14 protein-coding genes are annotated in these 17,034 nt (G+C 36.8%); 9 read left to right on the top strand and 5 right to left on the bottom strand.

The window, feature by feature from the left end; translation table 11 throughout:
• Positions 1–25 precede the first annotated feature (25 nt).
• On the bottom strand, positions 26–1,066 hold the full coding sequence (locus tag JOC48_RS03675; protein ID WP_204497708.1) for an aromatic acid exporter family protein: 1,041 nt from the start codon (positions 1,064–1,066) through the stop codon (positions 26–28).
• Between the two features lie 299 nt (positions 1,067–1,365).
• Here JOC48_RS03675 and JOC48_RS03670 point away from each other — a divergent pair, with 299 nt between their 5' ends.
• Both JOC48_RS03670 and JOC48_RS03665 read left to right on the top strand, forming a co-directional pair.
• Positions 1,366–1,809 (top strand): IDEAL domain-containing protein, encoded by a 444-nt coding sequence (locus tag JOC48_RS03670; RefSeq protein ID WP_204497707.1) that lies wholly within the window; start codon positions 1,366–1,368, stop codon positions 1,807–1,809.
• A gap of 205 nt (positions 1,810–2,014) precedes the next feature.
• Complete coding sequence (locus JOC48_RS03665) at positions 2,015–3,010, top strand: Gfo/Idh/MocA family protein (RefSeq protein WP_204497706.1); 996 nt, start codon at positions 2,015–2,017, stop codon at positions 3,008–3,010.
• Between the two features lie 220 nt (positions 3,011–3,230).
• On the opposite strand, the gene JOC48_RS03660 is transcribed toward JOC48_RS03665, so the two are convergent.
• Complete coding sequence (locus JOC48_RS03660) at positions 3,231–3,845, bottom strand: class D sortase (protein WP_204497705.1); 615 nt, start codon at positions 3,843–3,845, stop codon at positions 3,231–3,233.
• 117 nt (positions 3,846–3,962) lie between these two features.
• Positions 3,963–4,496, bottom strand: a complete 534-nt coding sequence (locus JOC48_RS03655) for a phosphatase PAP2 family protein (protein WP_204497704.1) — start codon at positions 4,494–4,496, stop codon at positions 3,963–3,965.
• A 114-nt stretch (positions 4,497–4,610) separates the two neighbouring features.
• Here JOC48_RS03655 and JOC48_RS03650 point away from each other — a divergent pair, with 114 nt between their 5' ends.
• From JOC48_RS03650 to JOC48_RS03630, 5 genes are all read left to right on the top strand, one after another.
• On the top strand, positions 4,611–5,093 hold the full coding sequence (locus JOC48_RS03650; RefSeq protein ID WP_204497703.1) for a VanZ family protein: 483 nt from the start codon (positions 4,611–4,613) through the stop codon (positions 5,091–5,093).
• 115 nt (positions 5,094–5,208) lie between these two features.
• On the top strand, positions 5,209–5,346 hold the full coding sequence (locus tag JOC48_RS03645; RefSeq protein ID WP_204497702.1) for a hypothetical protein: 138 nt from the start codon (positions 5,209–5,211) through the stop codon (positions 5,344–5,346).
• 339 nt (positions 5,347–5,685) lie between these two features.
• Positions 5,686–8,217 carry a phosphodiester glycosidase family protein gene (locus JOC48_RS03640; protein WP_204497701.1) on the top strand — a complete coding sequence of 844 codons (2,532 nt, stop codon included), beginning with the start codon at positions 5,686–5,688 and terminating at the stop codon, positions 8,215–8,217.
• Positions 8,218–8,380: 163 nt separating this feature from the next.
• Entirely contained in the window at positions 8,381–8,932 is a 552-nt protein-coding gene (locus JOC48_RS03635; RefSeq protein WP_204497700.1) for a hypothetical protein, read from the top strand.
• Positions 8,933–8,990: 58 nt separating this feature from the next.
• Positions 8,991–9,464, top strand: coding sequence for a hypothetical protein (locus JOC48_RS03630; protein WP_204497699.1), 474 nt, complete (start codon positions 8,991–8,993; stop codon positions 9,462–9,464).
• Between the two features lie 40 nt (positions 9,465–9,504).
• Here the strand turns inward: JOC48_RS03630 and JOC48_RS03625 are convergent, their stop codons facing one another.
• Both JOC48_RS03625 and secA2 read right to left on the bottom strand, forming a co-directional pair.
• The gene (locus JOC48_RS03625) at positions 9,505–10,413 is read right to left on the bottom strand and encodes an accessory Sec system S-layer assembly protein (RefSeq protein ID WP_204497698.1); all 909 of its coding nucleotides are present in this window, start codon (positions 10,411–10,413) and stop codon (positions 9,505–9,507) included.
• A gap of 32 nt (positions 10,414–10,445) precedes the next feature.
• The gene (gene secA2, locus JOC48_RS03620) at positions 10,446–12,821 is read right to left on the bottom strand and encodes an accessory Sec system translocase SecA2 (protein WP_204497697.1); all 2,376 of its coding nucleotides are present in this window, start codon (positions 12,819–12,821) and stop codon (positions 10,446–10,448) included.
• Between the two features lie 362 nt (positions 12,822–13,183).
• Here secA2 and JOC48_RS03615 point away from each other — a divergent pair, with 362 nt between their 5' ends.
• Both JOC48_RS03615 and murJ read left to right on the top strand, forming a co-directional pair.
• Positions 13,184–15,421 carry a polysaccharide pyruvyl transferase family protein gene (locus JOC48_RS03615; protein ID WP_204497696.1) on the top strand — a complete coding sequence of 746 codons (2,238 nt, stop codon included), beginning with the start codon at positions 13,184–13,186 and terminating at the stop codon, positions 15,419–15,421.
• A gap of 26 nt (positions 15,422–15,447) precedes the next feature.
• The gene (murJ, locus tag JOC48_RS03610; protein ID WP_239584173.1) at positions 15,448–16,899 is read left to right on the top strand and encodes a murein biosynthesis integral membrane protein MurJ; all 1,452 of its coding nucleotides are present in this window, start codon (positions 15,448–15,450) and stop codon (positions 16,897–16,899) included.
• The last annotated feature ends 135 nt before the right edge of the window (positions 16,900–17,034 follow it).

The following is a 17,034-nucleotide window of genomic DNA, read 5'->3' as shown; positions in this document are numbered from 1 at the left end:
TCAGAGGAATACGATCCAACTGATTCTATTTTTTCGCATCTATTAAAAGTGATTCTACTAAATTATAAATCGATAAAAGTTCATATAAAATAATAATTTCCGCAGAGAACAGGTTACTATTTTGGGTTGTTTCCTGTTTTGTTTCTGCTACATTTTTACTGGCCCAAAACTGATCCATCAGTTCATGCACCTGTTCGCGATGCTTATTTAATCGGAAATGGCTAGGCTGCTTCATTGTATCAGCCAGTGAGGATACAGCCTGAATCAACTTATTACACTGATCTTGTTCCCATGATACTGTATGTAAAGGCGTACCAATTAAATTACCAATATGATAATGGATCAGACGAAGCTTAGAAAGCTGATCTTGTTCCGTGTTATATACCTTTTGTTCCTCTTCATCAAAACGATGATATTTCGATTCCTCTTTTTGAAACTGGAGCAGCATTTCCGTATGATCTAACTCTTTTTTTAGCAGGGAAAAGGTTTGACGAATACGATCATGATTCTTTTTCTTCCCTTCACTAATAAAGATTTCTTTTGTAAGTGTGTCTAATTCTTCTCCCGTCATTTTTAATAACGATTGAATATTCGACATGATCGTTTTGGAATAATTCGGCGGCAACACAAACATATTTACTAATGTCGATACAAGTAAACCAATAGATGTTGTACCAAGTCGAATAAAGAAAGCAATAAAATAATTGCTGTGAATTACTTCTATCATCGCAACCGAAGTAAGTGTTGCAACGAGCAATCCATCGCGTAAGTTCAATTTAAAGCAAGTAATAATTGTGCATAGTGCAGCCGCTGTATAGGTGAAAGGGGAGTTGCCAAATAAAAAGATAAATAAAACGGCATAGGCAGACCCAATAGCAGTAGCCGGAAACCGTACAAGCCCTTTTTTGATGGAATCGGAAACGGTTGGCTCAATCGTAACAATTGCAGTGATAACCGCAAAAACGGCGGGCCAGTTCAGCCATTGGCAAATAATTGATGTTAAGAAGACAGCAATCCCTGTTTTAACTACTCGACCACCTACAAATTTGATTGGAAAACTTTTCACGTCTAGTCACCTTCAGATTTCATTCTATTACGAGTATAACGGATATAAGCTTAGGAAAACAGGATAATTTCATAACATTGCCAAATCATGAAAAATATTTTCATAAATATGGGTGTATTAATTATGTAAACGCTATCATAATCTGTTATTATAGGAACATAATATATTTTCAGTTATTTTAGAAAATATATTAACTTATGGGGAAGTCCCATCATATAATACATTAAATCAAAAAACTCGTTCCTACAGTCACCAGGAAAACAGGTAATTTATCATTCTTCCTCAAAGGGGGTGAAGGGATGCTTTCTGTTAAAATGTTAAAGCCATATTACGTGAAAGAAGAAGAAAAATGTATCCGAGTCGTATTGGCCTATCAATATTTTTCTTTATCATTAGATGATAAGGTGTACCAATTCGTTCCTTTAGAGTCAAGAGAAATTCGAATAAACAGAGAGACACAAAAGGTGGAAAACGAGCAAGATGTGTTTGTTTTTCAAAAAGGTAAAGAATACAGTCGTGTTGCATTATCTGAACTATTAAAGCTAGATGATTTTATTACTCATTTAAATTCCATCATTCATCCTTATTTAAACGGTGATACGACACCAATTAAAGAAGAACAAATTGATAAAGTAATCATGCAATTGGAAAAAGAAAATTTAAAGCGTCTAATTGATAGAGCGTTAGAAAACAATAATTACGAACAGTTTATGAAATATACAAATAAATTAAATGAGATGTAAGTAAAGGCTGGTTATGCAAAACAGCAGAAGCCTCTGGTTTCTGCTGTTTTGCATGGTCTGTTTTCGGCTTTCAGCATTGATAAGTTTGATTTATATGATGAACCAAAATTGTTAAAAGGATTTTCGTAATGGACAACGAAATAATTAAGGATCGGGAGGAGAAATTGATATAATTCTCCCTTAAAAAGTGAAGGTGGTGTAAGGATTGAGAAAAGTAAAATGGGGAGTATTAAGTACGGCTAATATTGGACTAGAACAGGTAATTCCTGCGATTGAACGATCTAATAACTGTGAAGTTGTAGCGATAGCAAGTCGAGGCGAAAAAGCAAAACAGACTGCAGAAGAGCTCGGCATTACAACTGCATACACGAGCTATGAAGGATTGTTACAGGATCCAGAAATTGAAGCCGTATACATACCTTTACCGAACAGTATGCATAAAGAATGGGTTATCAAAGCAGCGGAGCATGGAAAACATATATTGTGTGAAAAGCCTGCTGCGCTTAACCTTAGTGAATTAGAGGAAATGTTAGCGGCTTGTGAGCAACATGGCGTTACGTTTATGGAAGCATTCATGTACCAGTTTCATCCACAGCATGAAAAAGTAAAAGCACTGATTCAAGATGGTGAAATTGGAGAAGTGGCCTCCATGCGTGCGAGTTTTTCTTTTGTGTTAAACGATGGGGAAAATATTCGATTAATTCCAGAGCTTGGCGGCGGCTCCATGTATGATGTAGGCTGTTATACAATACATGTTATTCGTAATATTTTAGACGAAGAACCTGTAAACGTATATGCCAGTTCGAAAATTCACCCACAATTTAATGTTGAAACGAATACAGCAGGAGTACTTACATTTGCTAATGGTGTACAAGCAACGTTTGATTCTAGTTTTGAAGCAATGTCAAGGCAAACGTATCAAGTGGTCGGATCAAAAGGAAAGATTGATGTAAATGGCGCCTTTCGTCCGGATACGTTGGAGGGGGGAGCAGGTATCATTCAATTAACAAAGGAAAATGGCGAAGTAGAAGAATTTGCGGTGGAGGGAGATCAATATAAGCTCCAAGTTGAGCACTTTGCACAATGTGTGATAGAAAATAAACAGCCTAGCTATTCCAAGGAGAAAATTAGGAATCAAATGAAGGTATTTGATGCTTCCCTTCAATCAATGAATAATGGTTCAAATGTAGCGTTGAAATAAATTAAGTATAGCCGGGCAAATGGTGCTCCGTCCTAGTCTTTTGGTTTGTAAGCAGACATTGAATCCTGGTATTACTAAAACGAAAAAACTGCCTTGCTAGTTTGCAATGGCAGTTTTTTTAACACTATAGGAAAGTATAAAATTTTAGCAATGAAGTTAATCGACGTAGTAAAAATTTTAAGGAACTAAGTATAAGCGCAACTAGGCGATCGCCTGCGCCTTAAGGCTTGGCACTAGCCAAGTTTTCTTTATCTACGGGTTTTGCTGATATGACGTATCGATCCGGTGCATCACCAACATAGGAAAATGGATAACATGTGGTGAGTAGCATTACTTCTTCAGGTGCAGTTGATTTAATAACGGTGCGATCATCCGCATCTACAATTCGATAATCGACCATTTCATACGTGAATGTTCCATAAGGTAAATGTACGAGGAATTGATCACCAATTTGCACTTCGCCTAATTTCCGAAACACTGTATCACGATGTCCAGATAAGACAATTTGATCCTGTTGGGTCGGAAAAGCACTTCCTTTAAAGTGGCCGACGCCCTTTTCTAGCTCTTCTGGGTCAGTTCCTTCGATAATCGGTAGCTCTGCACCTATGCTAGGTATTTCTAAAATACCTATCGTCTCCCCGACCTTTGGATTAAAATTTTCTATCGTTTCAATAGGATCTTTCTTTTCTTTTGGACTGGAAGCCGGTTTTTCGATTAGTGATCGTGCTTCTGTAAGACTATTTTTTTCTGCTGCTTTGGCTTGTAAGAATTGATATCCACCAATTCCTGAAATGACTAATCCCAAAAGGATAAATCCAATGGCTAACTTATTCATGAAATCACCTAGTTCATAGCTTATTATTAAGACTATTATATTCTTGCTCAAACTATATCATGCTATCGGTGTCAACTCAATTGGAATACATGATATTTAGAGTTTTTTTACATTACCTCATGCTGAAATTTTGGCTTTGGCCTGCTTATTTAAAATCTGCATACCTATTTTATGTACAATTGCAACAATGATGATACCAAGAAACATGCCAGCTACTACATCAGCAGGATAATGATGTCCAACAAATACCCGAGAAATGACAACCAATACAGCTAACGATATAGCAAGTAATCTTAATTTAAGATCCGCAAACCTCAAACAGTAGATTGTAACAAATACTCCTGCAATCAGGGCCTGATCACTAGGAAAAGATGGAGATGGTTCCTTTGGCACAAGAATGTCTATATCGTGATCGACAAAAGGCCTTGGTCTATCAATCATCCATTTCAAAATCCGGTTAAGTCCTAAAGTTATTAGCAATGCTAGAAAACCAAGCAATCCTAGTTTTCGCTTGCTCGGAAGAAATGGAAGTACAATGATTGCTAAAATAAAAGCGATGTATCCCCAGGTTGAAAGTGTACTCATAATGAAATCTAACGTTGAGTTTAAACGAGCCAGACCATGAATTTGTTGGAAAATGTTGTAATCCATCTAAAAACCCCTCCACAGTGACGAAAAATAAGTTATGATAGAATTATAGCAAAAATTTTCACGAAAATTGCAATTAATTTAGGTTTACATAAATTGATTAAGGTGAGAGCTACTATGAAAATATTTTTATTGCGAATCCTTCCTATTATATGGATGGGGATTATTTTTTTTGCATCTTCACAACCATACCAAGAACAAGACATAAAACCATTTTTATCTAATACACTAGATTTGTCTTTTTTAATCCCTTATTTTGATTGGATTGAATTTCATTATCACCATTCAGAGGTAAGTATTACGGAATTAGGGATAAATGGTTTGATAGAATTTTTCATTCGAAAGGGTGCCCATGTAACAGTTTTTCTAGTGCTTATGGTACTCCTATACTTTGCTTGTTTAACCTTTAAGACGAAACGAAAGCCAAGTATAATAGCCCTTTTTTTAACCGTGGCTTATGCCATTTTTGATGAAATACACCAAGGGTTCACGCCCAATCGAACTCCATTTACCGGAGATGTGGTACTAGATTCTATTGGTGCTTTACTTGGATTGCTTTTCATATTAACCATTCCTGCTAAGTACAAGCAGCGTATTTAATTGCATTTACATTTTTTTCTATTAAAATATGATATAGTAATTAAATTAACGGATAAAAAATTGTTTCATAGGATATAGTGGGTTGGTTTTAGTTGACATAAATGGGGTGAAAACTTTGAAGGAACAAGAAATATATGAAACTGTGTTAAAGAAGCTAATTGACCAAACAGAACGATTACAAATAAATAATACAGAGGAACTAATCCAACAGTTGATACGAGAGTTACGCTATTATGAATTACCTAAAACGTGATGATTATTTGGGGGAAGCATGGAATATTCCATGCTTTTTCTGACTTTAGCCTATTTTATTTATATGTTAAGAACCGGCGATAAAGAATAGGACATTTGTCGAATAGGATTGAACTGTGAATTATTTTATACTATGAATATATCAAATGACAAAAATATACAAATAGTGAATTGATTTTGAAACTTTCTAAGGACAAATTAAGTCTAATAGATAGAGGCCATTTTAAAAATGGGAAGGGGATAACGAATGGACAAGTAATGAATTCAAAACGATGAAGCGACGGATGTGATTTGTAACTAGTCTAATAGCCTAATTGTAAAAAAAGAAAGGACTGTAAAAATGAAACAAAAACTTCTGAGAGTAACAGCAATTTATGGACTCGTTTTGATGTTGTTTTTTTCGTGTATTCCAATAGAAATTCATGCGCAAAATAAAAGCTTTACCGTTTCACCAGGTATCACCTATGAGCAAACAAATACTACATATGATGGGATGAAGGAACAGGTAAATGTACTTAAAATTGATTTAAATAACGAATACGCAGGGGTTGAATTAGGTATTCCAGATCCCCTCGATAAATTAATGAGGACGACTCAGCAGGCAAGGATTAATCACGAGGATGGTCATCGAATTGTAGGTGCTATCAATGCTTCTTTTTTTACATTTGACCGTAAGCTTCCTATGTATTTATTAGCGCGAAATAACCAAATCTTAAATACCGGTATCCTATCAACGAATAAAGATAGTTATGTCAGTGAACCAATTGCATTTGGTGTTGATGCAGAGGGGAAAGCGAAGATTGATCATTTTGAATTAGATATGTCTTTTTCTCATAATAACGAATCGTATGAGTTTTATAGTATTGATTATCCTAGATTTGAGCAAAAAATATATTTATATACGCCCAACTACGGTGGCGAAAAACTAGATACGAACGAATATGGTATGGAGTTCTTAATTGAAAATACGGGTCCTACTCCGTTCGATTCAATGGAGATTGGACAGCCGATTGAAGGAAAAGTAACAGATATTCGTAAGTATGGAGAATCTCGTCAGTTCACTATTCCTGATAATGGTTTTATTATTTCTGCTGGTGGTGGTGCACTAGCAAGTGAATTAACCTCTATTAAAATAGGTGATCCAATAACGATTAACACGGCTATTGATGATGGCTGGAAAAATGGCGAGTTTATGCTTGGTAGTGGACCAATGCTTGTTAATGATGGAAAGGTAGACTTATCGATAAATCCAGATAGCTCTCGGGCAAAAGAGGTTGCTCCAAGGTCCGCAGTAGCGATTGATAAAGATAAAAATCAAGTATTTTTCGTTACAGTAGATGGCCGTAGTTCGACTAGTAAAGGAATGAACTTGACTCAGTTTGCGAATTATTTAAAAAGCTTAGGTGTGGACCAGGCATTGAATTTAGACGGCGGAGGCTCAACTACAATGGCTCTTCGACCGTATGGTTATGAGTATGTAACAGTAATGAACAAGCCTTCTGATGGTTATGAACGTTCAGTATCTGCGAGTTTACAGGCTATTTCCTACGCGCCGACAGGGAGCCCGCACACATTATTAATGGAGCCTTTTGTAGCAGGTTCCGTTTTAAAGGGTGCCACCATAACATTGAACCCAGAAACTATCTATCTATTGGACAAGTATTATAATAATCTTTCCGTTGATCCAAGTAAATTTCAACTTCGGTTAACGAATGGAATTGGGAGCCTGACAAATCAAACCTATCGTGCAACTTCAGAAGGGAAAGCAACGATTGTTGTTAATTACGAAGGTGCTTCAACAACACAGACGATTCAAGTTGTTTCACAACCATCCACAGTCAAATTACTAACGGAAAGTACCGTTTATCACGAAGAGGATGTAGCAGAGTTGGATGTGCAAGCACTGGATTCAGCTGGTAAAGCAATTCAATTCAACAGTGATCAAGTAAAGTGGAGCACTCCATCAGAGCTGGAGCAAATATCTCCAGGTAAGTTCCGAGTAACGACATCTAAGAAGAAAACTGTTCAAGTATCAGCAGAGTTAGGTGGAAAAAAGGCAACGATGAAGCTTTATCTTAATCCTACCAGTCTTTTAATGGAAGACTTTGAAAATGTAAAGGATTGGGAAGCAAAAGGAACTAACGCATCAACAAGTGTTAGTGATTCTAAAGGATTTGAGCCAGCAGCAGTAGGAGATGGTTCATTGAAACTAGTTTACAACTACCATACTGGAACTGGTACGGCAGCAAACTATATTACTCCTAACAATCCAATTCCTGTACAAGGAATTCCAGAGTATATTGGTATGTGGGTATATGGAGATAGTAATAAAGGTTGGTTACGTGGTAAGTTAATCGACAGCAATGGTAAGGAGCATTATTTGAACTTTACGGAGTATAACGATCTTACTTGGCAAGGCTGGAAATATGTAAAAGCACCAGTACCTGATTCAGTAGTTGGACCACTTAAGTTAAACAGTATTTATTTGGTACAGACAGATTCAGCTTTGAAGACAAATGGAAGTATTTTTATTGATCAAGTCGAATCCATATATCAGGAAAGCTATCAGCCGACTTTACAGGTGGATCGAGTATACAAAACAGCATCGGCAAATAAGACGTGGACAGTTGAATTTAATACAAGAATTGATGAAACGACATTAACTAGTGATCATGTTTATGTTGTTGATGAAAATGGCTCGAAGGTAAAAGTGACTGTACAGCTTGATGCAACCCGACAAAAACTAATGGTAAAGCCAGCTAGTAATTATGCAAAGCATGACTTTTATAAGCTAGTAATCTCTAAAAATGTACAGTCATTATCAGGTCTTCCAATGCAGGCTGATAAAGAAATGATTTTCCAAGTAAAATAATCGTTATTGGTGATTCCTGGAAAGGGCTTTGTAGGTCGAAAATAGCATTTTAATGACTAGACTTGTCTGCTATAATTAAAAAGACAAGTCTAGTTGATGGGTTGAATGTATAATAAACTTCAACACTTGATATTGAACACATACTTTTAGGGGGAGTGTCCGAGTGAAAAAGCAAGCCTGTTTTTTCTTTATGCTTGTTATGCTCGCCTTACTGACAACTGGGTGCTTTAACAACGAAGAAAAGACTGTAACGAATGCATCTGAAAATCAAGAACCAAAATTAAGTTCTAAAACGATATCATTTACGAATGGTGATGAAAACGAAGAAACCAATGATGTTCGAAGAGAGTTATCCAGCGATAAATTAGTTGACTCGAAAGATGAAGACTCTGCTGATAGAGAATCTGTTATTTCTTCAACGGATGAAAATGAAAACAAGGATGAATCAAAAACAGATTCCGATACTACCGAAGCTGATTCAGAAAATTCATCAAACGAGATTCCTGATTACCAAGTCGATGTTCGAAATGGAATTTTGGCACAACAGCGGCTTGTAGAAGTAAAGCTATTAACTGAGAATCCACAACAATTCAACGTGTCTGTATTCAACAAATTGCTCGATTATAGGCAAGAAGTCGATTTGTTTGTTGGATTGGTAGATTCAATGGATGTTGATGAGATAGTGGGATCGATACAAGTAAAGCATAAGAAGTAAGGGAAGCGATTTTATTCTAGCTTACCCAAACTACATACCGATGGAAAGGGGCACAAAGATGAAAACACAGTGGAAGGTTGTTTGTTTCATCGTTACTATTTTTGTTACGGTTGGATTAAGTGGACAATATTCCGTCACGGCAGCAAGTGTCACGGAAGATTATGTTATAAAAGTGGATGATCAATTTTATTCTTATAACAAAGAAAAGCTAAACGAATCATTCTTAAATCATACGTATGGTGGTGGAAGTGCAAGCCTTTATCTTGATTTTAAAGATAAATTAGAATCAGGCGATTTTCATGCGATTATGAACGCAGATGGAAAATACATCAGCTATACTGCGATTGAAGATGCGTTTATAGCTGATCAAGATAATTTTTCTTTATCTGAGTATTTAAATTCAAGCGGCGCATTAAAAGCAAGTATGCCTTCAGAAATTACTGTCGTAACGACAAATTCAAGTGGATCGATAACAACAACTTCAGTTGAAATTGATAATGGATTAGTACCAGAGGTTATAAATATTTTTTAAATGATGCAAAAAAGCTATCGCAATGTGCGATAGCTTTTTATTATTGTACCGGATACACTCTCCATTTTTTTAAATCTGGATTTTCCTTTTGTAGCAATGACTGCGGGAAAATAAATGTCCAAGGCTTACTAGTATTTGCTTTCACTTCAAATTTTTCCAATTTGAAGTTACCTTGTGCAACTAAATCTCCGCTAGCATCTTCAATTTTTAACGGTATTTGTTCAAAATACACGTTCTTTTCGGAGCCATTCCTCATAAGGATGGTTACAGATAAATCTTTGTTTTCATTAAATTTAGCATCGATACCCATAAAATTCATTTCTCCAGGCTTTAAAGGAGCTGCATTTGCAACAAGCTTTTCTAGGCTTTTAACGGATTCATCTGCTAATGATTTTTTCCAAGAGTCTGCTAAATCCAATTGATTTTTGCGGCTCGTTGGTTTTAGTTCAAAGGCTAATGACCAATTGTCAGTTGCTATGTCTTCTTCCTTGATATATAAGTCTTTTGGTTTAAAAACAAATTGCCATGGTCGACTACTATTCGCTGGAATGACACCTGCCTTTGATAAATCAAACACCTTTCGTCCTAGTTTTTCATTATCAGGGCCAATTAGTAGAATTGGTGTATCTTTTAATTTGATGCTTTTACTTAATGTTTGACGAATAAAAGCTGTTACAACATAGTTTTTTCCTTGTTTTTCAATATCGATTCCAGCAAGTGATAATTGATTTGGCTTTAATAGCGAACATTCACTGTTATGGAAGGCATACACATACCTTTGTTCAGTTGGAACCTTCCAGTCAGGGTGAAAGGAAAGCTCTGTTTCTATTAATTCTCCATCTGTATCTAAGCTTTCGTTTTCTTCTTTTAGTATCTGATCTGCGTCGATAGCGTTATCTTCTCGCGCTTTATTCACTTTTTCTTTGCTTTTTCTTAAGAATGGAAACATATAACTCTCCCCTTCGTTTAACTATTGTTTCGTCATTTCACGCTCACTTTTGTTTTCTTTTTTTGATAAGCACGAATCAATTGCGAAACATTGTCACTAAACTCTCGCTCAATCTTGTTGTACATAATACTAAACAGTTCAAGTCCTTCCTTTTGATAGAGCTGAATTGGATCCTCCTGTTGATAATGACGCATGCCGACTCCTTCTTTAAGACGGTTCATCGTATCTAAGTGTGCAATCCAATTTTTATCAATCACAGATAATGTCAGTCCTTTTAGACTTTTTGCGATTTGCTCGTTATCCGAATAGGCTTGTACGTTTTCCAAATGCGCTTCTATGAGTGGTTCAATTCGTTCAAGTACATCTGCCTGGCTTTCAAAATTGGCACTCAGGTCAATCGGCTGATTCACGATCAATACCTGATTTAAATGGTTTTGCAGCATTTCAAGGTTCCAATCCTCCACAATAGAATCAGCTGGACAATATGTTTCTACTAAATTACTTGGAACATTTTTGATATGCTTGATTAATAGAGACAACACATCATCAGACTCTAAAATGGAATCTCTTAACTGATAGATTACTTGTCTTTGATCATTAATGACATTGTCTAGTTTCAAATTGAATTCTCTAATTTGGAAGTGACTACCTTCGCTAATTTTTTGTATCTTGTCAATAAACTTTTCAATATCCTTATTTTGAATGAGACCAGTGTTATCTGCCTTCAAGGAAGGAAGCTTCCGTTCAACATCTTCCTTAGCATATCGATTCATCATATCGTCTTCCATCGAAATAATAAATTGAGTCGAACCAGGATCACCTTGTCGACCAGATCTTCCTTTTAACTGATTATCGATTCGTCTACTTTCATGACGCTCTGTACCCAATACATGAAGTCCACCTAGTTCAGCTACGCCTTCTCCAAGCATAATGTCTGTTCCACGGCCAGCCATGTTCGTAGCTATCGTAATTTGATGTGGCTGACCAGCTAAGGATATTAAATTTGCTTCTTGTTCGACACTTTTTGCATTCAACAGCTGATAAGATAATTGTTCTTCATCTAAATATTCTGCAACTTGCTCCGATTGAAGAATCGATGTTGTACCAATTAGTATTGGTTGTCCTTTTGCATGTCTTTCCTTTACTTCGTTGACCATCCGCTTGTATTTTTGTTCCTTTGTTAAATACACCTGATCAGGCAAGTCTTTACGGATGATTTCTTTATTCGTCGGAATCGATACAACATCCATACCATAAATGTGTTGGAATTCACTTTCTTCTGTTTTTGCTGTACCAGTCATTCCGGATAAGATCGGATACATACGGAAATAGTTTTGAATTGTAATCGAAGCCTGTGCTTTATTTTCTTCGGTAACCTTTAGATTTTCTTTCGCTTCAATTGCCTGGTGTAAACCATCACTTAATGTACGACCTTCCATAATACGGCCTGTGTACATATCGACAAGCTTAATTTCCCCATTATCGACAATATAATCAACATCTCGTTGAAACATAACATGTGCGCGTAATGCTTGCATCATGTAGTGATTTAACGACTGATGCTCTAAATCAAACAGGTTGTCAATCCCAAATGTTTTTTCAATTTTATTGATGCCATCCTCGGATAGACTGACCGACTTAATTTCTCGATCATAGGTGTAATGGACATTTTCCTTAAACGATTTAATTACTTTCGCACATACATTATGCAGACTCTCACTCGGCATTGTTTTCCCTGCAATAATGAGAGGGGTTTTTGCTTCATCAATGAGTACACTATCGATTTCATCCACGATTGCATAATGGTAGGCACGTTGTACTTTTTGTTCAGCAGAATATGCCATGTTATCACGAAGGTAGTCAAAGCCAAATTCTGTACCAATTCCATACGTAATATCTGTTTTATAGGCTTGTTTCTTTTCAAGCGGATGAAGGTTTGGTACATTTAATCCGACTGTCAAACCTAAGAAGTGATGTATTTTTCCAATTAATTCGTGGTCACGTCGTGCTAAGTACTCGTTCACAGTGATGACATGAACACCTTTTCCTTCCAATGCACGTAAATAACTAGGCAAGGCTGCAACAAGTGTTTTTCCTTCCCCAGTAGGCATTTCGGAAATATTCCCTTCTAGAAGAACCAATCCACCAATTAACTGTACATCATACGGTCGCAGGCCTAACACACGTTTGGAGGCTTCGCGAACGACAGCAAATGCATCAACTTTTATATCGTCAATCGTTGCGCCATTTGCTAATTGGTCTTTAAAATCTATCGTTTGCATCTTTAATTCATCATCAGAATAGCTTTCATAAACTGTTTCTTTACTATTTATTTTATCAATAACCTTGGAATATTTTTTAAGAATACGATCTTCTTTTCGTTGATTCCACATTTCAACAACATTCATGTTGATTACTCCCCTTATTTCTAATGACTAACATATATAATATCTGACTACCCATTAGTATATCATGAATAAATCATACAGACACCCATATCTCGAAGGAACCATATAATAACAGTTTTTTAGACTAGAAAAACGTTAGAAAAATCGAATTTACTATCTTACAACATGAAAATGTAATAATATCAGGAAAAAAGGTTGTGTTTTCACTATCATAAAACGTGGTACAATAATATAATGGTATGATGAACAAATGGTTTATATTTCGACATGATTTGAGACAATGGTAATCCACAATTATTTTTAGTTCGTGTTTTGAAAAACCTCTTAATACATACACAATTGATGATAAAGGATTGAAGTTTATGACGATGGCGATTGGCATTGTCGGGAATTACGGAAACAACAACAAAGGTGATGAAGCTATCCTCCAAGGAATTATTTTGCAGCTTGAAAAGCAATTCCGTGTGAGTCCAAAAGACATTGTTGTGTTTTCCAATCATCCTGAGCAAACAAGGAAAATGTATGGGGTCCAGACAGCCCCTCTATACTACAAGAAAAATAATAATTATTTAACGCTAGTAACAACGATGAGAAAGAACTTTTCTGTGATTAAAAAGTTGGATTTACTTATCGTTGGTGGTGGTGGAATTTTAATGGACTTATATGGAAGAGAAGCTTTTCTTTTTGGCATGTATGGCTGGCTCGGAAAGCTGACAAATACACCAGTAGTTATTTATGGTGTTGGAGCTGGTCCGATTCTTTCAAAGCAAGGGGAAGTGTTACTGCGTTCCTTAGCTCATATTGCAAAGCTAATCACGGTGCGAGATCCAGAATCAAAAAAATTATTGCAATCGATTGGTGTAAAGTCACCGATTCATGTGATTGGGGATCCAGCGTTTCAAGTGCCAATGCCCGACAATGTGATCAAAAACAATCGTCCACTAAAAATTGGAGTGACTGCCGTTCCTTTCTACCATGGGAGTTATTGGCCAGAGGAAAATTTACAGCTCTATCATAACTATATCAATGGGATGGCCCAAAACTTAGATGCATTAATAAAGGCGTATCCAGAGGTGGAGATAAACTTTTTTGCTACGAAATATCCACAGGACTTGCAGGTAACAGAGGAAATCAGGAAACTAATGGAGCACAAAGATCGTTGTTCCATTCATGAGCAAGTCATGCAGCCCAACGAAATCGTTGCTTTTTCAGCGGAGCAGGATATTATTATTGGCACGAGGCTACATTCCCTCATTTTATCATTAGTATCGGATACACCGGTGATTGCTGTATCGTATCATCATAAAGTGCTTGACTTTATGACGATGATTGGCTGTCAGTCCTATGTCATCCCAATTGATGTACTTCATGACCAAACAGATTTATTTCTGAAATCATTTCGAGAGATGGATGAGAATTGGGAACAGACGACTGTTAGCTTTAAGCATATTGCAGACGACATGAAGAAAAAGGCTGAAAAAGGGATGGAGCTCGTTAAGCAACGGACAAGCATGGAAAAGGCAACAAAAGTTTTGGTATTGAGTAATATGTATCCATCTCAGCATTCCAAAACGTTTGGGATTTTTGTGAAAAATCAAGTGGAGCTTTTGCAGGAGAAAGGTTTGGACGTAGATGTTGTAGCTATTACCGATCCTAGAAAAGGGAAAGGAAATGTCATCCGAAAATATCTCGGCTTTTTTCTGAGAAATATGTTCCGGTTCATTAGCAAAGGGAAAAGGTATGATGCGGTTCATGCTCATTACATTTTTCCAACGGGACTTATAGGACTTTTATACAAACGAATCTTAAATAAGAAGCTGATCGTGACGTCACACGGTGGTGATATTGATCAAATGATTCGGAAGAGCTCATGGTCAAGAAAGATGACAGATACCATTTTAGATGCATCCGATCACGTTATTGCAGTAGGGGACCGACTAAAGGAAGATATACATACAGGCTTTGACATTCCAAATGAAAAAATCTCTGTTATTAATATGGGGGTTAATCGTCATGTATTTCGTCCGATTGATCAGTCCGTTGCAAGAGATCAGCTAAAAATGAACCAGACGGATAAAATGTTGTTGTTTGTCGGAAATTTAATTGAAGCAAAAGGATTATTGGATCTTGTAGAAGCGTTTCAAATCGCTAAGCAAAAAGTGCCCCATTTAACATTGCATCTAATGGGTGAAGCAAAGGATGCCGGCTTTTTTGAAAAATTGAAGCGTGCAACAGCAGCGGATGATGCGATTACTATACATGAAGCATTGTCACAATCAGATGTAGCAATCTGGATGGGTGCGGCGGATATTTTCGTATTACCGTCCCATATTGAAGGATTTGGTCTTGTGGCTTTAGAAGCAATGGCATGTGAACGCCCTGTTATCGGAACCGACATTGGTGGGCTTACCTATTTGTTGGGTGAAGAATGTGGATTAAAGGTGAAGCCACATCATCCAGCTGATTTAGCTGAAAAAATAATGGCATTGATAAATGATGAACAACAACAGCAAACCTATGTAAACAATGCGTTGAAAAAGGTAGAGCAATTCGATCAAGATGTTTTAGTTGATCATGTGATTGATCTGTACCAGAGATAGGTCTTTGCGAAGAAAGAGGAGATAGTTTGCGGATCATAAAAATAATCGGGGTAGTAGCTGCGATAAATATGCTTGCTAGGCTTCTTGGTTTTTTGAGAGAGGTTGTAATCGGGTATCAATATGGCACGAGCTACCAAGCAGATAGCATTATTACTGCGTTTACGATACCAAATTTTATCTATCTCGTAGTAGGTGGAGCGATTACCACTGCGTTTATTTCTGTATATAGTAAACTTGGTGAAGGTCGAAGTACAGCATTCATGCAAACGATCTTTAGCCTTTTATGTGTAGTAATTGGTAGTGTGACGTTATCATTTATGGTGTTTCCAGACTATTGGATGGCGGTGTTTTTCTCAGGGATGCCAGCACATTCCTTTCAATTAACGAGTAAGCTGTTTCTTTGGATGGCTCCATCGACATTTTTCCTCGTGATAGGAATGTGGTTAAGTGGAGTACTAAACGTACATGAACGGTATCAATTAACGGCTGTATCCACACTGCTATTTAATGGCATGTTTGTTGCGGCTGGTGTCGTGTTATATCCTTGGTTAGATGCTTTTTCTTATGGAATAGGAGCGACAGTTGGTTCGATTGCGATGGTTGTTTTGTTACTCGTTTCAATTTGGAGATCGAAGCTAGTATCTCTGTCTTTCAGCTACAAGAAAATGCCAGAAATGAAACGTTTCTTTAAGCTGGCCTTACCGATTTTATTTGGAGGGGCGACGATTCAGTTTTATTTCTTTATTCAGCGTATCTTTGCCACGAACTTAGAGAATGGTGCCATTGCTGCGTTAAACTATGCTTCGAAAATGACCCAGTTTCCGCAGGCGGTGCTGATGACTGCCGTTACAACGGTGATTTACCCGATGTTAGCTAAAACCGCTACGAACGATAATCCTGGAAAACTGGAAGACCATTATCAAAAGGGAATCCGGTGGCTATGCATCTTGCTATTACCAGCAACCGGGTTTGTGTACTTTTATGCAAAGGAAATTATTGCCTTTATTTTTGAATATGGAAACTTTACAGCGGATTCTACCAATTTCACGTATCCACTATTGCAAATATTTGCCTGGTCCATGTTTGGATTAGCCGTCAATATGTATGTGACTCGCTTTTTCTATGCATTAGAAAATGCTTATTTACCAGTCTTGATAAACGTATTATCTGTGTTTGGGGTAAATATCCTTGTTATCTATCTGTTTTTGGATGAGATGGGAGCACGTGCCATTGCTTTAGGGACAACGGTAAGTACTATTTTTAATATGGTCTGTATGGTCATCTTAGCTAAACAAATGTACCATTTTCGATTATTCCAGCGAAAGCAAGGCTTAAAATTGCTCAGTTATGGCATTGCTGTACTACTTGTGATTGGGCTCGTTGCTTCCATCCAGTTTGTCGACGGCCTCACTTATTTACTAATTGGCGGAATCACCACTGCACTAGCAATATTAATCGGCTTTAAAAGCTTGAAGTAAAGGCTTGATTACCAAGCCCTTTTATGTGCACATATGAGCAAGGGGTCTGACCCCTTAATGATTAGGAATAAAAAAATTGAGTCTTCCTATCTATTTTTGCCATAATTTGTAGAAATGAATAATAACTTCGTGCTA

It is taken from the genome of Aquibacillus albus, from assembly GCF_016908325.1.
Lineage (GTDB): Bacteria > Bacillota > Bacilli > Bacillales > Amphibacillaceae > Aquibacillus_A > Aquibacillus_A albus.
This window is presented reverse-complemented; position numbering and strand designations above follow the sequence as displayed.

Bases quoted from the DNA above. Each gene is read 5' to 3' on its own strand.
- JOC48_RS03670 (WP_204497707.1), top strand. From the start codon at position 1,366: ATGCTTTCTGTTAAAATGTTAAAGCCATATTACGTGAAAGAAGAAGAA.
- JOC48_RS03660 (WP_204497705.1), bottom strand. From the start codon at position 3,845: ATGAATAAGTTAGCCATTGGATTTATCCTTTTGGGATTAGTCATTTCA.
- JOC48_RS03655 (WP_204497704.1), bottom strand. From the start codon at position 4,496: ATGGATTACAACATTTTCCAACAAATTCATGGTCTGGCTCGTTTAAAC.
- JOC48_RS03650 (WP_204497703.1), top strand. From the start codon at position 4,611: ATGAAAATATTTTTATTGCGAATCCTTCCTATTATATGGATGGGGATT.
- JOC48_RS03640 (WP_204497701.1), top strand. From the start codon at position 5,686: ATGAAACAAAAACTTCTGAGAGTAACAGCAATTTATGGACTCGTTTTG.
- JOC48_RS03630 (WP_204497699.1), top strand. From the start codon at position 8,991: ATGAAAACACAGTGGAAGGTTGTTTGTTTCATCGTTACTATTTTTGTT.
- JOC48_RS03625 (WP_204497698.1), bottom strand. From the start codon at position 10,413: ATGTTTCCATTCTTAAGAAAAAGCAAAGAAAAAGTGAATAAAGCGCGA.
- secA2 (WP_204497697.1), bottom strand. From the start codon at position 12,821: ATGAATGTTGTTGAAATGTGGAATCAACGAAAAGAAGATCGTATTCTT.
- JOC48_RS03615 (WP_204497696.1), top strand. From the start codon at position 13,184: ATGACGATGGCGATTGGCATTGTCGGGAATTACGGAAACAACAACAAA.